Here is a 23,703-nt window from a genome sequence, read left to right on the forward strand (position 1 = left end):
TTGGTCAGATAGCATCCCTAAGTCATTCGCGATCAACGTATTTCCCGACTTTTTATAAAAGTCGGGAATTTTGGTCTTTTCACTGAGGCTGAACAGATTAAGGATGTAATTCGTGCTTAATATTATTTGTAAAAGAAGAATCCCATGAAGATTATAGAACTGCAAATGTTACAAACTCTGTATGAGCAAGATTTTTATGCTTGGGTAGAGCAGACAGCAGAGCTTTTGCGATCGCATCAGTGGGACACGCTGGATTTAGAAAACTTAATTGAGGAAGTGGTGGACTTGGGTAAGAGTCAACAGCGTGCCTTGCAGAGTGCGTTACGGTTAGTCTTATCGCATTTGTTGAAATGCAAGTATCAACCAGAACGTCGTAGTCACAGTTGGCAAGTGACAATTACCCGTGAGCGACTAAATATAGATGAATTGCTGCAAGAAAGTCCTAGCTTGCGGCGTTTTTTAAATGATGCCGAGTGGATTAATACTACTTATCAAAGAGCGCGGCGAGAGGCAATGGTGGAAACTGGTTTATCAGAGGATAACTTTGCGATCGCTTGTCCGTTTTCTGTTGATGAGATTTTAGACTTAGACTTTTATCCTAACGCTGACCAATAATCGTAAAGTTATTTACCCTCTAACAACCGCTACTCATAGTCTAAATTAAGTAAAAATACGGCTTAAATTTAGTATGAGAAATGGCTAACATCATGATAATCATGAGCAACCCCAGATTTTTGGTATTACTATCGCCAGTTACCAATTGATATCCAAGAGCTTGCCAATCGATGTTACCAGTTTCTTCAGGAAGATCCCAAACACCCATCATTGCATTTCAAAAAAGTCGGTCAGTTTTGGTCAGTGCGTATTGGTATACATTATGGGGCGCTTGCTGTAAAAGAAGATGATAATTTTGTCTGGTTTTGGATTGGGTCACATCCAGAGTATGACAGATTGCTAAGTGGTGGATAGCGTTCTAACATTGCCTAAGAGTAACCTAACCGCTCACTTGTAATACCAAGTATGGAACTATACTTAATTCGTCATGGCATCGCCGAAGACAAGGCATTAGACATCAAGGATGAAGAACGCAGCCTTACCAAAGAAGGAAGGCAAAAAACTGAGAAAGTTGCCGAAAAACTTGTTAAATTGGGTTTAAGCTTTGATTTAATTCTCACCAGCCCCTTAGTGCGGGCCAGCCAAACGGCTGAAATCCTTATAGAAGAAAAACTAAGCTCCAAGTTAGAAGAATCTAGCCACCTCGCCCATGATGGTCAAATTTCTAGTTGGCTAAAAGACTGGTTAGAACCGAGAAATTATTCCCAAAATACCCAACTGGCGCTGGTTGGACACGAACCTGATTTAACCAATTGGGCAGAAATTCTCCTGTGGGGAGAAGTCAAAGAAAGCTTAGTCTTGAAAAAAGCAGGTATGATTGGGATAAAACTACCAGAAACAGGTTCTCCTGTGGGTCGGAGTCAGATGTTTTGGTTGACACCACCCAAGTACCTGCTATAACAGTTTTTCAACATTTTCGATTGTTGTTAGAACGGCTACTGTTATGGCGACAATAAATTTCTGGTAAGTTAACTCGATCAGATATTTCAAAAAGCAAATGGTGGTGCCATGATGGTGTGCGAATACAAGCCTGGTTTAGAAGGCATTCCCGCCGCTCAATCAAGTATCAGCTATGTTGATGGGCAAAAAGGAATACTAGAATATCGTGGCATCCGAATTGAGGAACTAGCAGAAAAAAGTACATTCCTGGAAACTGCTTATCTCTTGATTTGGGGTGAACTGCCAAACAAGGAAGAACTGGAAGCATTTGAGCATGAAGTTCGTTACCACCGGCGGATAAAATACCGCATTCGGGACATGATGAAATGCTTTCCAGAAAGCGGCCACCCAATGGATGCCCTACAAGCCTCTGCTGCGGCTTTAGGCTTGTTTTATTCACTCCGGGATTTACATAATCCTGCCTACATTCGAGATTCCGTCGTGCGCCTCATAGCAACCATTCCGACGATGGTGGCGGCGTTCCAATTGATGCGAAAAGGCAACGATCCGATACGTCCCCGTGATGACTTAGATTACTCCGCCAACTTTCTATACATGCTTGATGAGCGAGAACCCGATCCTCTGATGGCGCGGATTTTTGATATCTGCTTGATACTTCAAGTCGAGCATACAATGAATGCTTCCACTTTCAGTGCTAGGGTGACAGCTTCTACATTAACCGATCCTTATGCTGTGGTTGCTAGCGCTGTGGGAACTTTGGGAGGGCCCCTGCATGGTGGAGCCAATGAAGAAGTAATTCAGATGTTGGAAAAAATTGGCTCTGTAGAAAATGTCCGTCCCTACATAGACCATTGTCTAGAAACTAAATCTAAGATTATGGGCTTTGGACATCGTGTGTATAAAGTGAAAGACCCACGAGCCATAATTTTACAAGGTCTAGCAGAACAACTGTTTGAAAAGTTTGGGCATGACAAGTTCTATGACATCGCCCTAGAGATGGAACAAGTAGTAGAGGAAAAACTCGGTAGCAAGGGGATTTATCCCAATATTGACTTTTACTCTGGTTTGGTGTATAGGAAGATGGGAATTCCTACAGACTTGTTTACGCCAATATTTGCGATCGCTCGCGTTGCCGGTTGGTTAGCCCACTGGAAAGAACAACTAGCAGAAAACCGGATTTTCCGTCCTACCCAGGTTTATAACGGTCATCACGAAGTGACTTATACCCCAATTGACAAACGGTAATTGGGGATTGGGGATTGGGGATTGGGGATTGGGGATTGGGAACTTGTACTGAGCGCAGCCGTTGGCGCAGCCTCTCGTAGAGAAGTATTGGGAATTGGAGATTGGGAATTGGGCTTTCGTTATTCTCCTTGTCCCCTTGTCTCCCTTGTCCCCTTGTCCCTTGAATAGCCAATCCCAATGCCAACCATAAGTAGAAGTTCTCATATCGCTTCAGAGGGCTAAAACCATCCAAGGATATACTAGGCATGGGAATTAGCGACAAATCTTCTATCAAGCATCATCTGGGCAAAAATTAAAAATGGGTGAATTTACAGGTATTAATTTAACTAATAGTTGTAACTCACCATGACTCGATGTCTTAAAGAGCGGAAACATGAACTCAGGAATTGACCTCCAAGGAACTTTTATTGAATCCCTCCGGGATTTAGGTTTACCAGCAGGAACAGCCAAAGCGATTTGGATGCCCCTGCCAATGATACTGATGCTGATTGGGGCAACAGTGGGGGTATTAGTTGCTACTTGGCTAGAACGAAAAATTTCCGCCTCCGCACAGCAGCGAATTGGGCCAGAATACCAGGGGCCTTTTGGGTTGCTAGTGCCTGTAGCGGATGGTTTGAAATTGGTATTTAAAGAAGATATAGTACCAGCCAAATCTGACCCCTGGCTGTTTACCCTCGGCCCTATTATTGTTGTAATTCCGGTGTTTCTGTCGTTCCTGATCGTTCCCTTTGGGCAGAATATCGTTATTAGCAATGTGGGCATGGGCGTATTCTTGTGGATTGCCTTGTCTAGTATTCAACCCATTGGCTTGCTGATGGCTGGCTACGCATCTAATAACAAATACTCCCTCTTAGGGGGCTTGCGGGCAGCAGCGCAATCTATCAGTTATGAAATTCCTTTGGCATTAGCGGTGTTAGCGATCGCTATGATGTCTAATAGCCTCGACACCGTTGATATTGTCAATCAGCAATCTGGCTACGGCATTCTGGGCTGGAACATTTGGCGACAACCAATCGGTTTTCTAATCTTTTGGATAGCCGCCCTCGCTGAATGCGAACGCTTACCCTTTGACTTACCCGAAGCGGAAGAAGAAATCGTTGCAGGCTATCAGACTGAATATTCAGGCATGAAATTCGGTCTGTTCTACCTGGGTTCCTACGTTAACTTGATCCTTTCTTCCTTACTAGTAGCAATTCTCTACCTGGGCGGTTGGGACTTTCCTATTCCCCTCAACCTCATCGCTGGTTGGCTGGGAGTCAGTGAACTAAATCCCGTGTTCCAGATAGTAACTGCTGCTTTGGGAATCACAATGACCGTCTTCAAAGCCTATTTACTAGTGTTTGTCGCCATCCTATTGCGCTGGACAGTGCCACGGGTACGGATCGATCAACTGTTAGATTTAGGATGGAAGTTTTTGTTGCCAGTTGGTTTAGTTAATCTTCTATTAACCGCCGCCCTGAAACTAGCCTTTCCCTTCGCTTTTGGTGGTTAGTCATTCATTAGTCATTAGTCGTTAGTGAGCCAGCGCGGTCTTGGGGGTTTCCCCCATGAGTGACTGGCGAACCCGTAAGGGTCATTTGCACTAATGACTAATGACCAAGGACAAAGGACAAAGGACAAGGGACAAATAACGCTGATAGCTTAAAAAGAGAGAGTGAGACAAAATGCTCAAGTTCCTAAAACAAGTTGGTGATTACGCCAAAGAAACGGTACAAGCTGCGCGTTACATTGGTCAGGGGCTTTCTGTTACCTTCGACCACATGCGGCGGCGACCAATTACCGTACAATACCCTTACGAAAAACTGATTCCTGGCGAACGGTTTCGCGGTAGGATTCACTTTGAATTTGATAAATGCATTGCTTGCGAAGTTTGCGTTCGCGTTTGTCCAATTAACTTGCCTGTAGTAGATTGGGAATACGACAAAGCCAGCAAAAAGAAAAAACTCAACCACTACAGCATTGACTTTGGAGTTTGTATCTTTTGCGGTAATTGTGTGGAATTCTGCCCAACTAACTGTCTATCGATGACAGAAGAGTATGAGCTTGCCACTTACGATCGCCATGAATTGAACTATGACAGCGTAGCACTAGGTCGTCTGCCTTATAAGGTAACAAACGATCCAATGGTTACACCACTGCGCGAACTAGTTTATCTACCCAAAGGTGTCCTCGAACCCCACGGATTGCCCGCAGATGCGCCACGTGCAGGTGCGCGTCCAGAAGACCTGGTAGAACAAACAGAAAAATAAATGTCATTTGTCAATTTGTCATTTGTCTATTGTCATTTGTCCTTTGTTATTTGACTAATGACCAATGACCAATGACCAATGACCAGTGACCAGTGACCAATGACCAACGATCAATGACTAAGGACAAAAAACAGTGAATCTAGCAGAAGGAGTACAGTTAGTATCGCTTGGCATACTGGGCGTGATGATGATTGGGTCGGCCATTGGTGTGGTGCTGTTCTCCAACATCGTCTATTCTGCCTTTTTGCTGGGGGGTGTGTTCATCAGCATGGCGGGAATCTACCTGTTGTTAAATGCTGATTTTGTTGCCGCCGCACAAATACTAATTTACGTTGGGGCAGTTAACGTGCTGATTTTGTTTGCCATTATGTTGGTAAACAAGCGTGAGAATTTTGTCGCATTTCCCAATTCTTGGGTGCGTAAATTACTTACAGGTCTAGTCAGTGTAGGATTGTTTGGTCTTTTAAGTACGATGGTGCTGGCTACTCCTTGGGCTTACTCAGCCGCTCCTGTGGCGGGTGGTGAAAGTTCTATAGTTTTGATCGGAGAGCATTTCTTCACCGACTTTTTACTACCTTTTGAATTGGCTTCCATTTTGCTGCTAATAGCGATGGTAGGAGCAATTATTTTGGCACGTCGTGAATATTTGCCAGATCAACTAACACAATCCGATCTGCGGCAAACTGTTTTGACTTTGCCAGAACGCCCCAGAGAACTGGTATCAACAACCAGCGAAACAAAAGAGTAATATTTGCGACTTCATTCGCAGATAAATAGCCAGATTTTTCAGGAGGGATACCCAGATTCATGCAACTCCAATACTTTTTATTACTAGCAGCAGCTTTATTTTGCATCGGCATCTACGGTTTAATTACCAGCCGCAACGCCGTGCGGGTGCTGATGTCAATTGAGTTACTGCTCAATGCTGTTAATCTGAATTTAATGGCATTTTCCAACTTCCTCGACTCAACATTAATTAAGGGTCAGGTTTTCACAGTATTTGTGATTACCGTGGCCGCGGCCGAGGCGGCGGTGGGTTTAGCGATCGTGCTGGCCATTTATCGCAACCGCGATACCGTCGATATGGAGCAGTTTAATCTCCTGAAGTGGTAATTGTGCGTGCAACTCAAGCAGGTAATCATTGCTTATAAAGCGCGGGATGCCCGGAGTAAAGAATGGGCAGAAGTCTGTGCTAAACAACTAGAAAGCCGCGAGTGCCAGGTGTTGATGGGGCCTAGCGGGCCGAAAGACAACCCCTATCCAGTCTTTTTGGCTTCGGCGGCTCAACCAATCGATCTCGCCTTGGTACTCGGTGGCGATGGCACTGTTTTAACTGGTGCCAGGCATTTAGCCCCAGCTGGCATCCCGATTCTGGGAGTGAATGTGGGAGGTCATCTGGGGTTTTTAACTGAGTCAGTAGAAGAGTTTCAGGATACAGAGAAAGTTTGGGATCGGCTGTTTGAGGATCGCTATGCTATCCAACGACGGATGATGTTACAAGCTGCGGTGTATGAGGGTCACGGGTCTAATTTGGAACCCGTGAGCGAGCGTTACCTGGCTTTGAATGAATTTTGTGTCAAACCCGCCTCTGCTGACCGAATGATTACCTCAATTCTAGAAATGGAAATCGACGGTGAGGTAGTCGATCAATATGTCGGGGATGGGTTGATTATTTCTACTCCCACAGGTTCTACAGGTTACACAGTTTCTGCTAATGGGCCGATTATGCATGATGGTATGGAGGCGCTTACCATCACTCCTATTTGTGCAATGAGCCTTTCCAGTCGCCCCCTCGTTTTACCCCCTGGTTCTGTGGTGAGTATTTGGCCTTTGGGGGATTATGATTTGAGTACTAAGCTGTGGACAGATGGAGTTTTAGGGACTTCAATTTGGCCGGGACACCGCGTTGATGTGCGGATGGCAGATTGTCGGGCTAAATTTATTATTTTGCGCGAGAACAATTCCTACTATCAGACGCTGCGGGATAAGTTGCTTTGGGCAGGTACAAGGGTTCACTACAGCAATAATCACCGTAATTAAGTATTTTAGAGTGCATTTACCGCAGATTGCGATCGCGTCCCCACCCAACCTAGGCGATCGCAGGCATCGCACCAAAACCATCCAAGCCCCTGGATTAATCTGGGGGCTTTCTGCCCTGAATTTGATTTTTTAACTGACCGATAAAGAAAAGGACATAAGCCTCTAAATTTATTGATGGGAATTATTAATTTTTAATTCGGGGCAAAGCGATGTGACTTGCATTTATAGCGTATATCAAAGGAAAATTTTGTATCTTATTGCCAGATTTTTTCGGAATTAATGTCCATAATAAAAGCACTGTACCTCTAATCCAAAAGAGTGAGAAAGCTCTCTAGAGGTTATTTTATCGAAAACTGTCTCAATTACGCTTCGACACATTAATGCATAATGTGAGCTATTTGTATAGTGCCTAAATCATCGTAGGATATTTTCGCAAATCTAAGTAGGAAGATAGATGGAAGTTTCTGGACGCAACATCAATTACCCACTGAATCCTCCTCCCCCTCTTGAAGATTTTCCCGTCCTTCAAACTGAAAAATATACCCTACGGCTAGCGTCAACTGAAGAAGAATTAGAATCAATTTTTCGGTTGCGCTTTGAAGTTTTTAATCTTGAACTAGGCTTGGGATTTTCTACTTCTAACTTTACCCAGATGGATATAGATAAGTTTGATGCAGTTTGCCATCATTTAATTATGATTTCCAAACAAACGGGTAAAACCATTGGAACTTATCGGATGCAAACTTATATAATGGCCTCTCAAAGACTCGGATTTGATGCTGCTGATATATTTAATCTTAATGCAATTCCCAATTCTGTGCTTCAGGCATCAGTTGAAGTTGGCCGTGCATGTATAGCTAAAGAATACCGCAACAGTCAGGCACTTTTACTATTATGGAAAGGGCTAGCAAATTATCTCATCTGGAGTGAGAATCAATATTTCTTTGGCTGTGCATCATTACTAACACAGTGTCCTTTTCAAGCTACTTGTACTTATGATTATTTTCAGCATAATGGCTTGATGCATCCAAGTATTTTGGTTTATCCAAATTCACAATCTTGTCTAGAACTGCCTCCAACTTGCCCAGATTCATATAATGTTGAAATTCCTAAAATTTTGCAGGCATACTTAAATATTGGAGCTAAAATATGCAGTATTCCAGCTATCGACCGACACTTTAAGACTATTGATTTTTTAACCATATCTAATACCAAAGACTTTGCTAGATGGCGTTATCAAATATTATGAAAAGGAGTCAGAATGGGCTAAACCTTAGCTATCCGCTAGCAGAATCCAGGAGTCAGAATACCCTAGTAATCAAGTCAGGGGTTTCAAGCAAGGAAAATTTTTATTGATCTCCACGATTAAAATCCCTTGCTCGCCTACCACAATTCATCCATTTTGTTACTTCAGAATACAGAATGTATTCTGGCTCCTGACTGCTGAATTCTTCTTCGGTAAAAATATCTTTAGCCATAATGCTGTTTGGATGTCCCATAAACAGGCTCAGATATAATTCGTAATTACGAATTACGAATTACGAATTACGAATTACGAATTACGAATTACGAATTACGAATTACGAATTACGAATTACACCTCATTGCGAATTTCTGGTTATACAAGAACTGAAGCACAAAATAAACTATTTAATAGTAGTGTCATTGGCGGAGAAAGTTTTGCTCAGTTCCAAGGTGTAAATCAAAAAAATTTAAATGATATAATCATGACTTTGGCTAGAGAAGATTCTTTGCATCCACCGCTTTATTACGTAATAGCGAGATTGTGGATGGAAGTTTTTGGTAATTCGGTGACGGCGATCAGAAGTTTATCTGCTTTGATTGGTTTGCTGGTTTTTCCTTGTGTTTATTGGCTATGTCGAGAATTATTTAATGTGCCATTATCAGTTCCTGGTGTAGCGATTGCACTCATGGCAATTTCTCCAATTCACCTAGTATACGCCCAAGAAGCACAAGAATATATTCTCTGGTTAGTCACCATATTACTATCCAGTGCATCTCTGCTGCAAGCAATGCGGCTGGAATCACAAGATAAAGATGAGCTAGCAAAACAACGACAACGACCAGATTTATTTGCTATCTGGAGCATTTATGCAGTAACTTTATCAATTAGTTTTTACACATTTATTTGGAGTGGGTTTGTAGCAGTTGCTCACGGAATTTATGTGATGATTACTGCCAAATTTAAGTTAACTAAAATTGTCCGAACTTATTTGCTAGCATCACTGGTAGGTTTTTTAGCCTTCATGCCTTGGATAACAATTGTGATAGGTGACTTTTTTCAATTTTTGATTTCAGCAGACAAGACAACAATGCAGTCATCTTTGATGCCTGTTTTCCCATTTTTTATGATGCAGTTAAGCCGGATTTTTTTTGATATAGACCTTAGTTCAGACAATCCTCTGAACTATTTAGTTACATCAATTTTTTTAACTTTGGTAGGATATTCAATTTATTTTCTTTGTCTGACAACTAACTATAAAGTCTGGTTTTTTCTCGTCACATTAATTGTAGTACCAGCACTACCTCTAATACTGCCAAGTGCTGGAGGTATACAATCATTTAGCGAAGCATATTTCATACCATCTTATTTGGGAATTCAAGTGACTGTTGCTTACCTATTAGCGACACAATTATATAATGGCAGCGCGTCACGCCGCAGGATTTGGCACATAATCATGGCATTAGTGATTATTTGTGGTCTGATTTCTTCTAAGGCGAATTCCCAGGCAGAAACTTGGTGGAATAAGGGTGTAAGCTATGGCAATCCCCAAGTTGCCCAAATTATCAATCAAACAACTCGTCCACTTTTAATTAGTGATGCTTTGGGCAATAATTATGGCAACATCTTTTCTCTGAGCTATCTTTTGGAACCAAAAGTGCGATTTTTGTTAGTGAAAAATCAAAAAACTCCTAAAATTCCTGATGGATATACCAATATATTTTTATTCAATCCTTCAGATACTTGGCGCGAAACAATCGAAAAAAAGTATAAATCATATACAGATGTTGTTTACAGTGACAACTATTATTCGGTCTGGAAATTAGCTAAATCTCCTAAGTTGCGCTGACGCAATATTCCATCTAACAAGTTATCTGCCAGTTTCTAGTTGCTTTGGCAGTTGTCTTGAATCATAAGTCAATATTGGCTATAATGACAAATTTTTATAAGATATTCAAATATTTACTTTCTTAAAATCAGCTAAAAATAACAAAAACAAATATTAAACAGATTCTTATCTGAAATTAATTTAAGTGATGCGACAACGCTCTAAATTATTCTTTGAGATAAATTTAGTGGTTTATTTAAAGGTGTTGTATGCAAATAACAGATTTTCTTAGTCTTTTACACCCAGCGATCGCAGTTATATTCGTATTTCCACTTATCGGGACAGTCGTTAATTTTGCTTGGCAAACACGCCAACGCAGATTGCAAATTTTAGCCGGGAGTAAGAGCAAAATTCCCCCAGTGGTAGGTACAGAACATAAACAGTTAGGCGAAAGACTAACTGGTGCAGTTGTTGGATTAACTTTAATCGGATTAAGCTACCCTATTGGCAAAAATATTATCAAAAATCAATTGTGGAATAAAGCACCTTTTCAAGTTGTTTTTATCTTGTTAATATTTGCTGCTACCATCACCTCGTTAGTATTTCTTTATCGGGCAAAGCAGCGATTGTGGCGGGCAGTTTTTGCAACTTTAACTGGTGCAGGTTTAGTAATTCTAGGCTGTCAGGATGGAGTATATCGCCTCACCAGTCAGTGGTATTGGTCACACTATTATATTGGCATTACGGCAGCACTGCTGATGATTTTTTCATTAGCGATTGTTCCAGATATTTATCAAGATAAGTCTCATCGGTGGCGCATCGTCCATACAATTTTAAACTGCATTGCCTTGTTGCTATTTATTGGACAAGGGATGACTGGAACGCGAGATTTATTAGAAATCCCTCTGAGTTGGCAAGAATCCTATATTTATCAGTGTGATTTTCCTAATAAAACTTGTCCAACACCAAATTCCCAACCACAAAAATGAACTAAGGGATTTCCAATAAATAAATTATTTAATTTCTGCATATTTAAGATTTAGCAACCTACAATTAGTGGCGGGTTTGAATCCCCCACTCAAAGATTGCTGGATTCGGGATTCGGGATTCGGAATTCTTCTTCAAGCAATATTATCTACAAGCGATAGTCATTTGTCATTTGTCAGGATTTAGGAGTCAGGAGTTAGGAATTATTATTCTTCCCCTGCCTCCCCTGCTTCCCTATTCTTAACTAGGACGGTTATTTTCTAACCTTGGGATTTGCTTAGAAAACAACTCCTCAGAGTCAACCTGACCCTTTGAGATCACTGAACGCATACCTTCAAAAGCAGCAGGAATAGTGCGAGGATCTATAAATAACACCTTGCTGCTATCGCTTCTACCAATTGTCGCGCCCATATCCAGATAGCCCAAAGCAAACAGAACTTCCACTGCTTTATTGGCATTGGGATTAGTCTGGAGTTTTTGGGCAATTACTTCTGCTGATTCTGCGATCGCTTGTGCTTTCAAAACTTGCTGCTGACGTTCAGCTTGAGCCCTCAAAACGATCGCCTTTTGTTCAGCTTCAGCCTGCAAAATTACCGATTTTTGACGAGCTTCGGCATCCAGGAGTTGCGCGTCAGCTTTACCTCTGGCACTATTGACAGCAGCTTCGCGATCGCCCTCAGAAGTTAAAATTGCTGCCCGTTTGCGTCGTTCTGCTGACATTTGCAATTCCATCGATTCTCGCACTGCCTGAGACGGAATAATATCTCGCAGTTCTACCCGTGTCACTTTCACACCCCAAGGATCGGTAGCAACATCCAAATCTCGTAATAAAAGTTCACTGATGTGGGAACGGGCAGTAAAGGTTTGATCTAACTCCAGTTGCCCCATTTCGGCACGAATTTGAGTCAACACCATATTTATCATTGCCGACTGGAGATTTTCTACCTTGTACCAGGCTTTTTCCATATCGACGATGCGCCAGTAAAACACTGCATCCACCTCAATACCAACGTTGTCGCGGGTGATGCACTGTTGAGGAGGAATATCTAAAACTTTTTCGCGGATAGTTTCTTTATAAACAATTCTATCTAGGAAAGGAATGACAAAGTTCAGTCCTGGTTCCAGTTTTTTGTTATAACTACCCAATCTTTCCACCAAAGCTTCATTACCCTGATTGACGACTTTCACAGATCCCGCTACGGCAGAACCACCAAGGGCTAAAAACACGAGTAAAAAAAACTGTTCCATTGTAAATCTCCTGATTTTTAAGTATTAAATGTCAAACAAAAGGGGAGATAAGGAGAATAACCAATCCCCCATTCCTAATGACCAATGACAAATGACAAATAACTAAGAATTCAACAGATTTTCTGGTATCACAATCAAAGTCGTACCTTCTCTCCGAACTACATAAACTCTTTGATGGGGTGGTATGGTAAATTTGTCATCGTCACACCGTGCTTGCCAGGAATTTCCCTCATACAGCACCCGTCCTGTTTTCCCAGGCGGAATCTCTGTTAAGGTTTCAGCTATGACAGCATCCTGAATTTTCGATTTGCGTCGTCGTGGTTGCAAAAAGCGACGAGAAAGCACGATTAGGAACGTGGAAAATAATAGCCAAACTAAAACTTGCAACCATACACTTCCCAAACCAACTCCAGACAGCAGCGCCACCACAAAAGCGCTAATTCCCATCATGAAGGCGACAAACGCCGATGGTAAGAACAGTTCCATGAGACATAAAACTGCTCCTGCCAGAAGCCAGATTAAGGTCAAACTTGGCATAGCGTCATCCTAGACTCAACATTGACGTAAACGCATTTCTACGATTAGATACAGCCAGACGTAAGTTATTTACAGAAAGCAAAATTTGGTCTTTTTACCAATAATTTTGATTACTTTCAGTAACCAGGTGTAGCTAGCGGTACACGAATCCAGTCTATTCTAGCCTTCAAGTCATTGCCAGCTAAATGTAATCGAAATTCATGAGTTGATTGGTTTTTTGAATTTATACTTTTATGATTTCTACTCAACTGACAATTTATTGTATAAATCCAGGGTGTAATAGCCCCATTAATCCTATTGGAGACCGTGTTTGTGCCAGTTGCCAAACTCCCTTGGTTCACCGTTATCTTTGGGCTACTGGCTCATTGTCTGCTCAAATCACACCAGGCACAAAGGTAGCAGACAGGTATGGGGTAATTACTCACCAGATTTGGCTCGATACTCAACCGGGACTGCCGCCAGATGTCCCTGAAGAATTGCCAAAGGAAGTAATTCCTTATCTACAGTTATATCAAGAACGGTTACATCTGCCCCAAGCTTATGGGTTTGCTAGTGATGGTGAGGAAGATACAACTGATATCCTCTTATTGGAAAATGTACCGATAGATGAGAGAGGAAATATCTATCCAACTATTGTTGAGGCATGGGAGCAAGCAACGGCAGTACGACAAGTTTATTGGCTGTGGCAAATTCTTCAACTTTGGACACCTTTATCAGAATTAGGACTTAGCCGCAGTTTACTGGTAGTAGACAATTTAAGAGTCCAAGGTTGGTGTGTGCGACTATTAGAACTCTACCAAACACCAGAAGATAAGAAGCTGAGTTTACAAAATCTGGGTGAGTGTTGGCAGTTTTGGGTAGCTACTGCAAAGACATCAGTAGCTAAAGGGTTACAAAACATAGTCCAGGAAATGTGTGAAACTGAAGTTGAGTTGGATGATGTTGCTACTCAACTTAATGGTTTATTACTAGCATCTGCGGCAGAATTGCCATTGGTTTTGAAGGTGGCAGGCTCTACGGATATTGGCCCAATTATGGCGCAAAATGAAGATGCTTGCTACCCCAATGCTTTGAGTGATTTAGATGAACCTTTATTGTCCCACTTGTCAATTGTTTGCGATGGCATTGGCGGGCACGAAGGCGGCGAGGTTGCGAGTAAATTAGCAGTGCAGTCTGTAAAGTTGCAAATTCGCGCCTTGCTAGCGGAGGTAACAGAACAAACTGTACTTGTATCACCAGAGTTGTTGCAGGAACAATTAGAAGCAAGCTTGCGGGTGGTAAATAATGTGATTTGTGCCCGCAATAACGAACAAAAACGCCAAGGCAAAGAACGCATGGCTACAACCATTGTCATGGCGTTCCAAGTTCCACAACGAGTGCAGACAAGTACTGGGTGGCAATCAAATAATACCCATGAACTTTACTTGGCTAATGTTGGTGATAGCCGTGCCTACTGGATTACTCGAAACTATTGTCAGTTACTGACAGTAGATGATGATGTGGCGACGCGGGAAGTCCGCTTTGCCAAAAATTTGTATCGAAAAGCACTGATTAGAACAGATGCTACTGCCTTAACTCAAGCATTGGGGACAAGAAATTCAGAATCTTTGCGTCTCAAGGTTCAGCGATTCATTGTAGAAGAAGATGGCATATTACTACTGTGTTCTGATGGTTTAAGTGATAATAACAGGGTGGAACAATCTTGGCAGGATTATGCAATACCCGTGTTAACAGGTGACATGACAGTTGAAGATGCCGTCCGCAACTGGATTAACCTAGCAAACGAAAAAAATGGGCGTGATAATACGTCGGTTGTTCTCAGTTATTGCCGTGTTTCTCCAGAATACTTAGTACCTGTAACTCCGGCGTTGCCAGAAGAGATTATAGAAGCAGAAATACAAGAAGAACTAGAAGAACTAGAAGAACTAGAGGAACTAGAGGAACTAGAGGAACTAGAGGAATTAATTTCCTTCACAGAAAGTTCGCAAACTTTGCTAGATTTGGATCTAGATTTAGATATTCCAGGGGAACCATTTATAAGCCCAGAAATTCCACCAACCTTAATTACAAAACCTAATTGGGGTAAACGCTTGGTAATGCTGGGGGGAGTAGTGGCATTGCTTGTAGGCGGTACAAGTTTAGGATTATTTGCTTGGTGGCAAATTAATCCTCAAGCATTCCAGCAAATGTGTCGGCAAGTTCCTCAAAAAGTGCAGCAATTGTGTGCAGAGGGAAAATAGGGAATGAGGAATGGGAATAATAGGTTATACGTGACATTGGCGATTCGTCACCTACCCCATCTCTAACCTGATTAAAATCAAATATTGCTCAGGAGTTGGGCTGGTGTGTGTACTTCGCACTAATATTAGATTATCTAGGGTAAGCAGATTACTTGTCTTAAAATTTACTTAACAAAGGCGGTAAAAAATGAGCCGGATAAATCCTTATACACTGCAATTGCAGATTACCCGAATGTTTGAGCAAGGGCAATCATTTTTTGCCACAACCAAGGTGCAAGAATGGTTGAAAGAACACAAACACAATCCAGAAGATTATGACGTTATTTTCCATAAAAAACCTGCACCTCCTGGTTCCAAAGAAGTGATGGTAGTGGAAATTGAATTACGCCGCAAAGATGGACAATCTGTAGATCCTTGGTTGCAGGAACAAGCAAATCTCCATGCTTGATGTCATTTAATTCATATTATCTTAACAGAATTTACTATAAACGAGCGTTCCCAATTGCGGAACGCTCTTTGTTTTAATCATAAATACCTTTTGAAATCATCAAAATCTGAACAAATCAGAAAACGCTCAACCTTGAAAAGACTGTATAGGAGAATTCTACTTTTGCTCTTTCCGTGGGAGGTTGTAGTAAGTTGCTATATGTGTCTATGAATCAAAATCACCCAATCAGGTGAATCAAATGGGTGAGGTAAAAAAAACAGAACCTATCGTACCTTAAGGCTATAAATGGTTGCTTGGCACACCAATTTATAGCCTTAGAAATTAGGAAATGGATGATGACCGTAAACCAAATTATTGGAGATTCCCAAAATCACACTTCTGCCAACTTTGGTGAACGTTTCTTTGCCTGGATGATGGCTCAAAGTAGTAGTACGTATGATAAAATTATGAGCGATGTCTACGACGGCCTACGCCTACGCAAACGTTCTCTTTTTGCAAATCTCCAAGGGAAAGTGTTAGAAATCAGCCCAGGAACAGGCCCTAACCTATCCTACTACCCTAAAGATATCCAATGGATAGGAATCGAGCCAAACCTACATAAGCATTACTATCTCCAAAAACAAGCAGAAAAACTGGGCTTAAAAATCGATCTCCGAATTGGTAATGCTGAATGGTTAGATGCTGAAGATAATAGCATAGATAATGTTGTGAGTACTTTAGTTTTATGTTCAGTGCCGAATATAGAATATACATTACAAGCTGTTTTAAGAGTACTCAAACCTGGTGGACGCTTCTTATTTATTGAACATGTCGCCGCACCTCAAGGAACTCTATTGCGAAAACTACAAAGCAAAATTAGTCCCATTTGGAAAGTGATAGGTGATGGTTGTCATCCAGATAGAGAAACTTTGATTGCTTTAGAAAATGCTGGTTTTACTAGTGTCAACTATGAGCGATTTGATGCAAAAATGCCAATTGTTAGTCCTCATATTATCGGCGTGGCGACAAAGTAAAATAAATTTTTCTTCCAGAATTTATTTATTGAAATTTTTTCTGAATTTATTTTGAAACATCCTCTAACACCAATTCTGTATGAAGATGCGCTAAACCATAAGTACAAGAAAGAAAAACGAACTGCAAAGGACACATTCGCGTAGCATTTCGTAGAGAAGAACACAAAGAAAGAAGTTAAAAGGGTTTAGCGCAGCCTCACAAAAAAATGGTATAAGGCAATTTTTTTATTAAGCTATATTAATATCTTTTGGTGATAGGCGCTTCTGTATTAAACTAATAAATTGGCTATTTATTAGTTATTAATATGCAAAGAAAGCTTGGTTTTATTAGCTTTTTAGTTATTATAGGAACTTTAATATTATTTGTTTCTAGTAGTTTAAGACATCTTTTATTTAACTCTAACGCTCTTGATTTAGCTCTGTTTGATCAATGGGTATATTTGATAAGTCAATATCTACCCCCAATATCTTCTTTTTTTGGATTTCATGTTATAGGCGATCATGCAGCTTTTATATTGTATCCGATAAGTTTACTATATAAAATATATCCTAGTGAATACTGGTTGTTTTTAGTTCAAGCTCTTGGTTTAGCTTTTGGATGTTTACCTATTTATTTATTAAGCCTACAAGCAGGACTATCTATAGCTTATTCAAGAGCAATAAGTTTGTCTTATTTACTTTACCCTGCTTTATTTAATAGTAATTTTTTTACTGATTTTCGTCCAGAAAGTATAGCAGTTCCTGCATTATTGTGGGCAATTTGGGCAGCAATAGAGAAATGTACTTATCAATTATTTTTGGCTATTGGGTTAGTTTTAATTTGTAAGGATAGCTTAAGCTTAACGGTAATAGCTTTTGGTGTTTGGCTACTATTACAAAATCGAAGAGTTTATGGATTAGGTTGTATTTTAATAGGCTTATTTTGGTATATTTTTACTATTGGTTATTTAACACCTTTGTTGAGAGGCGGACAAGCTGGAGGAGTTGTATTTTATGCTTCCCTTGGTAGTTCTCCAAAGGAAATAATCATTAATATTTTCAGTAATCCTAATTTAATTTTAGGCAAGTTTTTGTCTCCTGATGCATTATTTTATTATTTTCTTCTTTTATTACCAGTGATTATTGGATTACATTGGAAGCAGATACTATTTATAATACCTGCTTTACCTATGTTATTATTAAATATTTTTTCTGATTATGCAGCACAACGAGATTTAGCTCATCATTACTCATTACCTATTTTTCCTTTTATTATTGTATGGTTAATACATTCTATAAAAGAATATCAGCAAGAAAATAAGAGGCGTTGGCTGAAACCTAAAATATTAATAATTTCTGCTATTCTTTCTTTTTTAGTGTTAGCTAAATATGATTTTTTCGTAACCCGTTATTTATCAAATTTACCTAATCTTCATTCTCTATATACTGCTGTAAGTCTAGTTCAAACGAAGGAAAGTGTTTTAACTACAGCAAAGATCGCGCCCCATTTAGCTAAACGTCAAACTATTAAGTTAATTAATCAAGAATGGAAGTTGGAAAAGGATAATGAAATCTTTAAGTACATACTTTTAGATTTAATAATTAATAAACCTGAGTTTAATCCTGATTTAATATACCAACTGAGAAACAGTTCTAGTTTCAAACTTGTGTACGAAGCTGATGACGTTTATTTGTTTGTAAGGGTATGATACAGCAATTTTTCTTTGCATAAAGTATGTTTAACGTTGCAGATATCGCTCCTCTATGCCGATGTTGCCTTGTAAGCCTCCTGTGTGTATCAGAAGTAACGAATCTCCTTTAGAAAAAAATCCCTGCTTTAGCAAATCCATTACTCCGTAAAACATTTTGGCGGTATATACGTAATCAAGGGGTATGCCATGTTCTTCCTTGAATTGTTGGCTAAACATTAGCAATTCGTCGTTTACCTTTGCATAGCCGCCAAAATGATAATCACACACTAATTCCCAGGAAGCGGGAGAGTTAAATGGTGTAGGTAAATCAGAGGCGAGGTAATTTGTCAATAAACTTTCGGTTTCTTGTGCGAGAAATGCGCCATTTTTTAGAACGGGAAAAGCGATCGCTCTTTGTCCTTGATGCAACGAAAGCGCGATACCAGCGAGTGTGGTAGCTGTACCGCAGGCTACGCATATACGATCGAATTCGTAGGCGTAGCCTGCCGTAGGCATCCCATCACCAACGATCTCTGTACAGCCGCGCACACCATTTAAATTACTCCCACCTTCGGGAATAATAAACACCTCACCGAAGCGTTGTTGCAGATATTCCTGTAGCGCTGCTGTGTTGCGCTGTCGATACATCTCGCGGTTCAGGTATACAAGCTGCATACCCTGTTGGACAGCAAAACTCAGCGTTGGGTTTAGTCGTAGCGTCTCCTCTCCACGAATTACACCAATGGTACGAAAACCAAAAAGATTACCAGCCGCCGCAGTTGCATAAATGTGATTGGAATAAGCGCCGCCAAAGGTTAACAGGGTTGTAAAATGTTTCTCCTTGGCCTCTAAAAGATTGTATTTTAGTTTGAACCACTTGTTGCCGTTAACCCACGGGTGCATCAAATCCAGGCGCAGCACATACAGATCGACACCAGCGTGGCGGGCGATTTCGCTGTTGATTTTTTGTATGGGAGCAGGAAAAAATATTAACGACATCTCTAAAGATTTTAACTGATTATTTACACTTTCTCACATTCATTATTGATGGTAAACATTGAGTAATTCAATGGTAAATCAATATAAATGATGAATAAAACTTTCTGATGATTAGCTTTAGAAATTAGCATTTTACTAATTCAGTATTTCAGGTCAATATAAGAAACATAAAGCTCGCTTCAGACAACAATCTTTTTGGAGAAAACAAATGGTTGCACTCATCCAGCCCACTCAAGTTACTCCCAACTCAGGACGTTTGACAGTTCAAACTGTTGAAATTGCTCCTCAAACAACTGCTATTCGTTGTCTCGACTGGGATAGAGAACGTTTTGATGTCGAGTTTGGTCTACGGAATGGTACGACTTATAATTCTTTTTTAATTCAGGGAGAAAAGGTTGCCTTAGTTGACACATCTCACCGCAAGTTTGAGGAATTATATCTTGAGATAGTGGTGGGATTAATCGATCCGACTAAAATAGATTATTTGATTATTAGCCACACAGAACCAGACCATAGCGGCTTAGTAAAAAATATTTTGCAATTAGCTCCTTCCATTACTATTGTCGGTGCTAAGGTAGCTATTCAATTTTTAGAAAATATGGTTCACCAGCCTTTCAATTCAAAGCAGGTGAAAAGTGGAGAAAGATTAGATTTAGGCAACGGGCACGAATTAGAATTTATCTCTGCACCTAACTTACACTGGCCTGACACAATCTTTACTTATGACCACAAAACTAGTACTCTCTACACCTGTGATGTGTTTGGGATGCACTACTGTGATGACCACACTTATGATGAAAATATCACCTTACTTGAGGAAGATTTTCAATATTATTATGATTGTTTAATGGGGCCTAATGCTCGGTCTGTCTTGGCAGCTTTAAAGCGGATTGAAAAGTTAGAAATAAAAACAGTTGCTACAGGACATGGCCCTTTATTACAACACTATATATCTGAATGGCTCGGACGGTATGAAAACTGGAGTTTAGAACAAGCAAAAACAGAGGCTTTAGTAGCTCTATTTTATGTTGAAGATTACGGTTATAGCGAGCAGCTAGTCCGTACCATAGCTCATGGATGCGCGAAAACAGGTGCGGCAGTAGAATTATTTCCTCTCAATAGTTCGGAACCTCAAGAAGTTCGAGAATTAGTTGCACAATCTTCTGGTTTAGTAATTGCAATGCCACCCCAATCTTCAGTAATGGCTCAAGCGGCTTTAAGTACGATTTTAGCTGCTGTTCACAAGAAACAGGCTGTTGGTTTATTAGAGTCGGGAGGTGGAGAAGATGAACCAATTTATCCTTTACGTAATAAGTTTCAAGAACTGGGATTAACTGAAGCTTTTCCTCCTATTTTAGTTAAGGAAATTCCTACTCAAGCAACGGAACAACTTTGTGATGAAGCGGGGACAGATTTGGGTCAATGGTTGAACCGCGATCGCACCATTAAACAAATCAAATCTATTAATACCGAGTTAGAGAAGGCTTTAGGGCGGATTAGCACAGGACTATACATCATCACCGCTAAAAAAGGAGAAGTTCAGAGTGCAATGTTTGCTTCTTGGGTAACACAAGCCAGTCTTGAGCCTTTAGGAGTTGCGATCGCAGTATCCAAAGACCGGGCAATTGAATCTTTGATGCACGTTGGCGATCGCTTTGTTCTAAATGTTTTAGAAGAAGGGAAATATCAAGGATTAATGAAACATTTCCTCAAGCGTTTTGCTCCTGGTGCAGATAGATTTGCTGGAGTGAAAACATATCCAGCTAAAAATGAATCGCCCGTTTTAGCTGAAGCTCTAGCTTACATGGAATGTGAAATTACTAGCCGCATGGATTGTGGAGATCATTGGGTAATTTATAGCACAGTCCAAACTGGAAGAGTCGCCAAGCTAGATGCACTTACCGCCGCCCATCACCGCAAAATTGGCAATCATTATTAAATTGGGGGGCATGAGGCATTGGGCATTGGGCATTGGGAATTGGTTATTCTCCTGTTCTGCCTCATCTTCTCAACTCCTAACTCCTAACTCCTCACTCCTCACTCCTCACTCCTCACTCATAAATCATAGAAAAGTATGTATAAATCTGTTGAGAATACTCCGATTACAATGTATGAAATCAATCGTGGGCGCGTAGTACGAAGTTTGGAATTTATCCAAGATATAATTGTAATTTCTCTGTGTATTGGTTTATTTAGCTTCATGGTGCTTCAGGTGAGAGATATGTTTCTCTCCTTACTTCCGCCTCTAGATTTTCATGCTGTTACTGCCGATATTCTCTTTTTACTGATCTTAGTTGAGCTATTCCGATTGTTAATTATTTACCTACAGGAACATCGAGTATCTATTGGCGTAGCTGTTGAAGTTTCCATTGTTTCTGCCTTGCGAGAAGTCATTGTTAAAGGTGTTCTAGAAACTAATTGGAGTCAAATTTTAGCAACTTGTGCCTTTTTATTAGTCCTGGGAGCATTACTATTTCTCCGAGTTTGGCTACCCCCTACCTTTGAAGGTATCGATCCAGAACAAGAAGTATCAAAACGCTACAGAAGCAAAGTTAAGTCTGAATTAACACAAACCAATGGCCAGCATAATTCGTAATTCGTAATTCGTAATTAAGAGAGAATATTATGTCCACTGCCACATTAACGTCTAACCATAGCAGAGATGTACAAGTTGCTGAAATTGGTAAAAATACTCTGATTTTGCGATCGCGGACTTGGGACAGACTAAAATTTGAGGTGGAGTATTCCCGCCAACGGGGAACTACAGCGAATTCTTATCTGATTCAAGCTGATAAAAAGGCTTTAATTGACCCTCCCGGCGAATCTTTTACCGAAATTTACCTTGAGCAACTTGCACAACGTCTAGATTTCATTACCCTAGATTACATTGTTCTCAGTCATGTCAACCCCAACCGCAGAGCAACTTTGCAAGTATTGCTCTCTCTGGTTCCTCAAGCCACTCTCATTTGTTCTCGCCCCGCCGCTAATGCTCTAAAAACTGCCTTTCCCGAATTTGAATCACCTATTCAAGCGATGCGATCGCAGGATACTCTAGATTTAGGACAAGGACATCTTCTCTCATTTGTCACCGTACCAACTCCCCGGTGGGCTGATGGACTTTGTACTTATGATTCTGCAACGAAAATTCTCTACACAGATAAACTTTTCGGCGCTCATATTTGCGAAGATACTTTGTTTGATGAAGATTGGAAAGGGTTAGATGCGGAACGTCGTTATTATTTTGAATGTCTTCATGCACCGCAAGCTAAACAAGTTGAAGTAGCTTTAGATAAAATATCGGTTTTGGGAGCCAGATGTTATGCCCCAGCACACGGGCCAGTTGTGCGTTACAGCCTCAGCCGTTTTACTTATGATTATCGTCAATGGTGTCAAGGACAAAAATCTCAAGAATTGAGTGTCGCTTTGCTTTACGCTTCTGCTTATGGTAATACAGCAATTATGGCGAATGCGATCGCACAAGGTTTGATTCAAAATGGCGTAAATGTAAAATCAATCAACTGTGAATTAGCTGATTCTGCCGAGATTAACCGCATTGTCGAAACTTGCGACGGTTTGATTATCGGCTCACCCACATTAGGCGGACATGCACCGACTCAAATTCAAACAGCTTTAGGAATAGTTCTCTCGGTGGCGGCTAAAACTAAGTTAGCAGGCGTGTTTGGTTCTTACGGTTGGAGTGGAGAAGCAATAGATTTAATCGAAAGCAAGCTCAAAGATGCAAATTATCAACTAGGGTTTGAAACAATTCGGGTGCGTTTCAGCCCTACTCCTGAAATTCTTCAGCAGTGTCAAGAAGCAGGTGCTTTTTTTGCCCAAAACTTGAAGAAAACTAAAAAGCTGCGTAGTTCTCGCCAGATTATGACAGAAACCCATGTAGATCGTACCGAACAAGCGGTGGGGCGGATCGTTGGTTCTCTGTGTGTTGTGACAACTCGTGATGAAGAAACTCACAAAGGCGTTTTAACTTCTTGGATATCGCAGGCAACTTTTAACCCGCCAGGAATTATGATTGCGATCGCTAACGAGCAGAATGCAGAGTTAATGCATCATCCTGGCGATAAATTTGTGCTGAATATCCTCAAAGAAGGAAGAAATGTCCGACGTTATTTTTCTCGTCATAGCACTTTAGGCGATAATCCCTTTGCAAATCTTGCCACAAAAACTGCTGATAATGGTTGTTTGATTTTAAATGAGGCATTAGCCTATTTAGAATGTACGGTGCAAAATCAACTTGAATGTGGCGATCGATGGTTAATTTATGCCGTCATCGATCGCGGTGAAGTGTTGGAAAATGATGGTGTCACGGCTTTAGAACATCGGAAATCTGGCAGCTATTATTAATCTGACTGTTCACTCTTGTCTAAAAAATCTCTTTCTTTGTAAAGCTACGCCATACACACAAGTCTTTTAGAGTTGCAAT

General features: G+C 40.6%; 26 protein-coding genes. 20 read left to right on the forward strand and 6 right to left on the reverse strand.

Annotated elements, in window-relative coordinates; genetic code table 11:
• Nucleotides 1-144 precede the first annotated feature (144 nt).
• The gene (locus tag CDG77_RS00185; RefSeq protein ID WP_094327292.1) at nucleotides 145-615 is read left to right on the forward strand and encodes a DUF29 domain-containing protein; all 471 of its coding nucleotides are present in this window, start codon (nucleotides 145-147) and stop codon (nucleotides 613-615) included.
• Between the two features lie 40 nt (nucleotides 616-655).
• Here CDG77_RS00185 and CDG77_RS36140 read toward each other — a convergent pair whose 3' ends face one another.
• The gene (locus CDG77_RS36140) at nucleotides 656-826 is read right to left on the reverse strand and encodes a hypothetical protein (protein WP_190233876.1); all 171 of its coding nucleotides are present in this window, start codon (nucleotides 824-826) and stop codon (nucleotides 656-658) included.
• Between CDG77_RS36140 and CDG77_RS37295 the strand changes: the two genes are divergently transcribed.
• The 3 genes from CDG77_RS37295 to CDG77_RS00200 all read left to right on the forward strand — a co-directional run bounded on the left by CDG77_RS37295 (nucleotide 760) and on the right by CDG77_RS00200 (nucleotide 2,760).
• Entirely contained in the window at nucleotides 760-969 is a 210-nt protein-coding gene (locus tag CDG77_RS37295) for a ParE family toxin-like protein (protein WP_094327293.1), read from the forward strand. The two genes, CDG77_RS36140 and CDG77_RS37295, sit on opposite strands and share 67 nt — an antisense overlap.
• 51 nt (nucleotides 970-1,020) lie before the next feature.
• Nucleotides 1,021-1,515: a phosphohistidine phosphatase SixA gene (gene sixA / locus CDG77_RS00195; protein WP_094327294.1), complete on the forward strand. Its 495-nt coding sequence runs from the start codon at nucleotides 1,021-1,023 to the stop codon at nucleotides 1,513-1,515.
• Nucleotides 1,516-1,623: 108 nt separating this feature from the next.
• Nucleotides 1,624-2,760 (forward strand): citrate synthase, encoded by a 1,137-nt coding sequence (locus CDG77_RS00200; RefSeq protein ID WP_094327295.1) that lies wholly within the window; start codon nucleotides 1,624-1,626, stop codon nucleotides 2,758-2,760.
• Here CDG77_RS00200 and CDG77_RS37300 read toward each other — a convergent pair.
• Complete coding sequence (locus CDG77_RS37300; RefSeq protein WP_094327296.1) at nucleotides 2,702-3,007, reverse strand: hypothetical protein; 306 nt, start codon at nucleotides 3,005-3,007, stop codon at nucleotides 2,702-2,704. The genes CDG77_RS00200 and CDG77_RS37300 overlap by 59 nt on opposite strands.
• Nucleotides 3,008-3,133: 126 nt before the next feature.
• On the opposite strand from CDG77_RS37300, the gene nuoH reads away from it, so the two are divergent.
• The 7 genes from nuoH (at nucleotide 3,134) to CDG77_RS00235 (ending at nucleotide 8,298) form a co-directional block, all read left to right on the forward strand.
• The gene (gene nuoH, locus CDG77_RS00210) at nucleotides 3,134-4,252 is read left to right on the forward strand and encodes an NADH-quinone oxidoreductase subunit NuoH (RefSeq protein WP_094327297.1); all 1,119 of its coding nucleotides are present in this window, start codon (nucleotides 3,134-3,136) and stop codon (nucleotides 4,250-4,252) included.
• 172 nt (nucleotides 4,253-4,424) lie between these two features.
• Nucleotides 4,425-5,009 carry an NAD(P)H-quinone oxidoreductase subunit I gene (ndhI, locus tag CDG77_RS00215; RefSeq protein ID WP_094327298.1) on the forward strand — a complete coding sequence of 195 codons (585 nt, stop codon included), beginning with the start codon at nucleotides 4,425-4,427 and terminating at the stop codon, nucleotides 5,007-5,009.
• Between the two features lie 133 nt (nucleotides 5,010-5,142).
• Nucleotides 5,143-5,757 carry an NADH-quinone oxidoreductase subunit J gene (locus CDG77_RS00220; RefSeq protein WP_094327299.1) on the forward strand — a complete coding sequence of 205 codons (615 nt, stop codon included), beginning with the start codon at nucleotides 5,143-5,145 and terminating at the stop codon, nucleotides 5,755-5,757.
• 59 nt (nucleotides 5,758-5,816) lie between these two features.
• Nucleotides 5,817-6,122 (forward strand): NADH-quinone oxidoreductase subunit NuoK, encoded by a 306-nt coding sequence (gene nuoK / locus CDG77_RS00225; RefSeq protein WP_006199065.1) that lies wholly within the window; start codon nucleotides 5,817-5,819, stop codon nucleotides 6,120-6,122.
• Between the two features lie 6 nt (nucleotides 6,123-6,128).
• Complete coding sequence (locus CDG77_RS00230; RefSeq protein ID WP_094327300.1) at nucleotides 6,129-7,049, forward strand: NAD(+) kinase; 921 nt, start codon at nucleotides 6,129-6,131, stop codon at nucleotides 7,047-7,049.
• 10 nt (nucleotides 7,050-7,059) lie between these two features.
• Nucleotides 7,060-7,182, forward strand: coding sequence for a hypothetical protein (locus tag CDG77_RS38385; RefSeq protein WP_258169689.1), 123 nt, complete (start codon nucleotides 7,060-7,062; stop codon nucleotides 7,180-7,182).
• 321 nt (nucleotides 7,183-7,503) lie between these two features.
• Nucleotides 7,504-8,298 (forward strand): GNAT family N-acetyltransferase, encoded by a 795-nt coding sequence (locus CDG77_RS00235; RefSeq protein ID WP_094327301.1) that lies wholly within the window; start codon nucleotides 7,504-7,506, stop codon nucleotides 8,296-8,298.
• Nucleotides 8,299-8,398: 100 nt separating this feature from the next.
• Here CDG77_RS00235 and CDG77_RS38390 read toward each other — a convergent pair whose 3' ends face one another.
• Entirely contained in the window at nucleotides 8,399-8,527 is a 129-nt protein-coding gene (locus CDG77_RS38390; protein ID WP_262985131.1) for a hypothetical protein, read from the reverse strand.
• Between the two features lie 249 nt (nucleotides 8,528-8,776).
• Here CDG77_RS38390 and CDG77_RS00240 point away from each other — a divergent pair, with 249 nt between their 5' ends.
• Together CDG77_RS00240 and CDG77_RS00245 are read left to right on the forward strand one after the other, a co-directional pair.
• Nucleotides 8,777-10,141 carry a glycosyltransferase family 39 protein gene (locus CDG77_RS00240; protein WP_223269669.1) on the forward strand — a complete coding sequence of 455 codons (1,365 nt, stop codon included), beginning with the start codon at nucleotides 8,777-8,779 and terminating at the stop codon, nucleotides 10,139-10,141.
• A 248-nt stretch (nucleotides 10,142-10,389) separates the two neighbouring features.
• Nucleotides 10,390-11,109, forward strand: a complete 720-nt coding sequence (locus tag CDG77_RS00245) for a DUF4079 domain-containing protein (protein ID WP_094327303.1) — start codon at nucleotides 10,390-10,392, stop codon at nucleotides 11,107-11,109.
• A gap of 238 nt (nucleotides 11,110-11,347) precedes the next feature.
• Here CDG77_RS00245 and CDG77_RS00250 read toward each other — a convergent pair whose 3' ends face one another.
• Nucleotides 11,348-12,355 (reverse strand): SPFH domain-containing protein, encoded by a 1,008-nt coding sequence (locus tag CDG77_RS00250; protein WP_094327304.1) that lies wholly within the window; start codon nucleotides 12,353-12,355, stop codon nucleotides 11,348-11,350.
• A 102-nt stretch (nucleotides 12,356-12,457) separates the two neighbouring features.
• Nucleotides 12,458-12,892, reverse strand: a complete 435-nt coding sequence (locus CDG77_RS00255; RefSeq protein WP_094327305.1) for an NfeD family protein — start codon at nucleotides 12,890-12,892, stop codon at nucleotides 12,458-12,460.
• Nucleotides 12,893-13,125: 233 nt separating this feature from the next.
• On the opposite strand from CDG77_RS00255, the gene CDG77_RS00260 reads away from it, so the two are divergent.
• The 4 genes from CDG77_RS00260 to CDG77_RS00275 all read left to right on the forward strand — a co-directional run bounded on the left by CDG77_RS00260 (nucleotide 13,126) and on the right by CDG77_RS00275 (nucleotide 18,281).
• Entirely contained in the window at nucleotides 13,126-15,132 is a 2,007-nt protein-coding gene (locus CDG77_RS00260) for a protein phosphatase 2C domain-containing protein (RefSeq protein WP_094327306.1), read from the forward strand.
• Nucleotides 15,133-15,319: 187 nt separating this feature from the next.
• Nucleotides 15,320-15,580 carry a hypothetical protein gene (locus CDG77_RS00265; RefSeq protein ID WP_094327307.1) on the forward strand — a complete coding sequence of 87 codons (261 nt, stop codon included), beginning with the start codon at nucleotides 15,320-15,322 and terminating at the stop codon, nucleotides 15,578-15,580.
• 332 nt (nucleotides 15,581-15,912) lie between these two features.
• Nucleotides 15,913-16,593 (forward strand): class I SAM-dependent methyltransferase, encoded by a 681-nt coding sequence (locus CDG77_RS00270; RefSeq protein WP_094327308.1) that lies wholly within the window; start codon nucleotides 15,913-15,915, stop codon nucleotides 16,591-16,593.
• Nucleotides 16,594-16,898: 305 nt separating this feature from the next.
• Nucleotides 16,899-18,281 (forward strand): DUF2079 domain-containing protein, encoded by a 1,383-nt coding sequence (locus CDG77_RS00275; protein WP_094327309.1) that lies wholly within the window; start codon nucleotides 16,899-16,901, stop codon nucleotides 18,279-18,281.
• Nucleotides 18,282-18,311: 30 nt separating this feature from the next.
• Here CDG77_RS00275 and CDG77_RS00280 read toward each other — a convergent pair whose 3' ends face one another.
• Complete coding sequence (locus CDG77_RS00280) at nucleotides 18,312-19,262, reverse strand: 1-aminocyclopropane-1-carboxylate deaminase/D-cysteine desulfhydrase (protein ID WP_094327310.1); 951 nt, start codon at nucleotides 19,260-19,262, stop codon at nucleotides 18,312-18,314.
• Nucleotides 19,263-19,470: 208 nt separating this feature from the next.
• On the opposite strand from CDG77_RS00280, the gene CDG77_RS00285 reads away from it, so the two are divergent.
• The 3 genes from CDG77_RS00285 (at nucleotide 19,471) to CDG77_RS00295 (ending at nucleotide 23,624) form a co-directional block, all read left to right on the forward strand.
• Nucleotides 19,471-21,201, forward strand: a complete 1,731-nt coding sequence (locus CDG77_RS00285; RefSeq protein ID WP_094327311.1) for a diflavin flavoprotein — start codon at nucleotides 19,471-19,473, stop codon at nucleotides 21,199-21,201.
• A gap of 135 nt (nucleotides 21,202-21,336) precedes the next feature.
• Nucleotides 21,337-21,858, forward strand: coding sequence for a phosphate-starvation-inducible PsiE family protein (locus CDG77_RS00290; protein WP_094327312.1), 522 nt, complete (start codon nucleotides 21,337-21,339; stop codon nucleotides 21,856-21,858).
• 29 nt (nucleotides 21,859-21,887) lie between these two features.
• Nucleotides 21,888-23,624, forward strand: coding sequence for a diflavin flavoprotein (locus CDG77_RS00295; RefSeq protein WP_094327313.1), 1,737 nt, complete (start codon nucleotides 21,888-21,890; stop codon nucleotides 23,622-23,624).
• Nucleotides 23,625-23,703: the final 79 nt, after the last annotated feature.

Source organism: Nostoc sp. 'Peltigera membranacea cyanobiont' 213 (genome assembly GCF_002245975.1).
Classification (GTDB): Bacteria; Cyanobacteriota; Cyanobacteriia; order Cyanobacteriales; family Nostocaceae; genus Nostoc.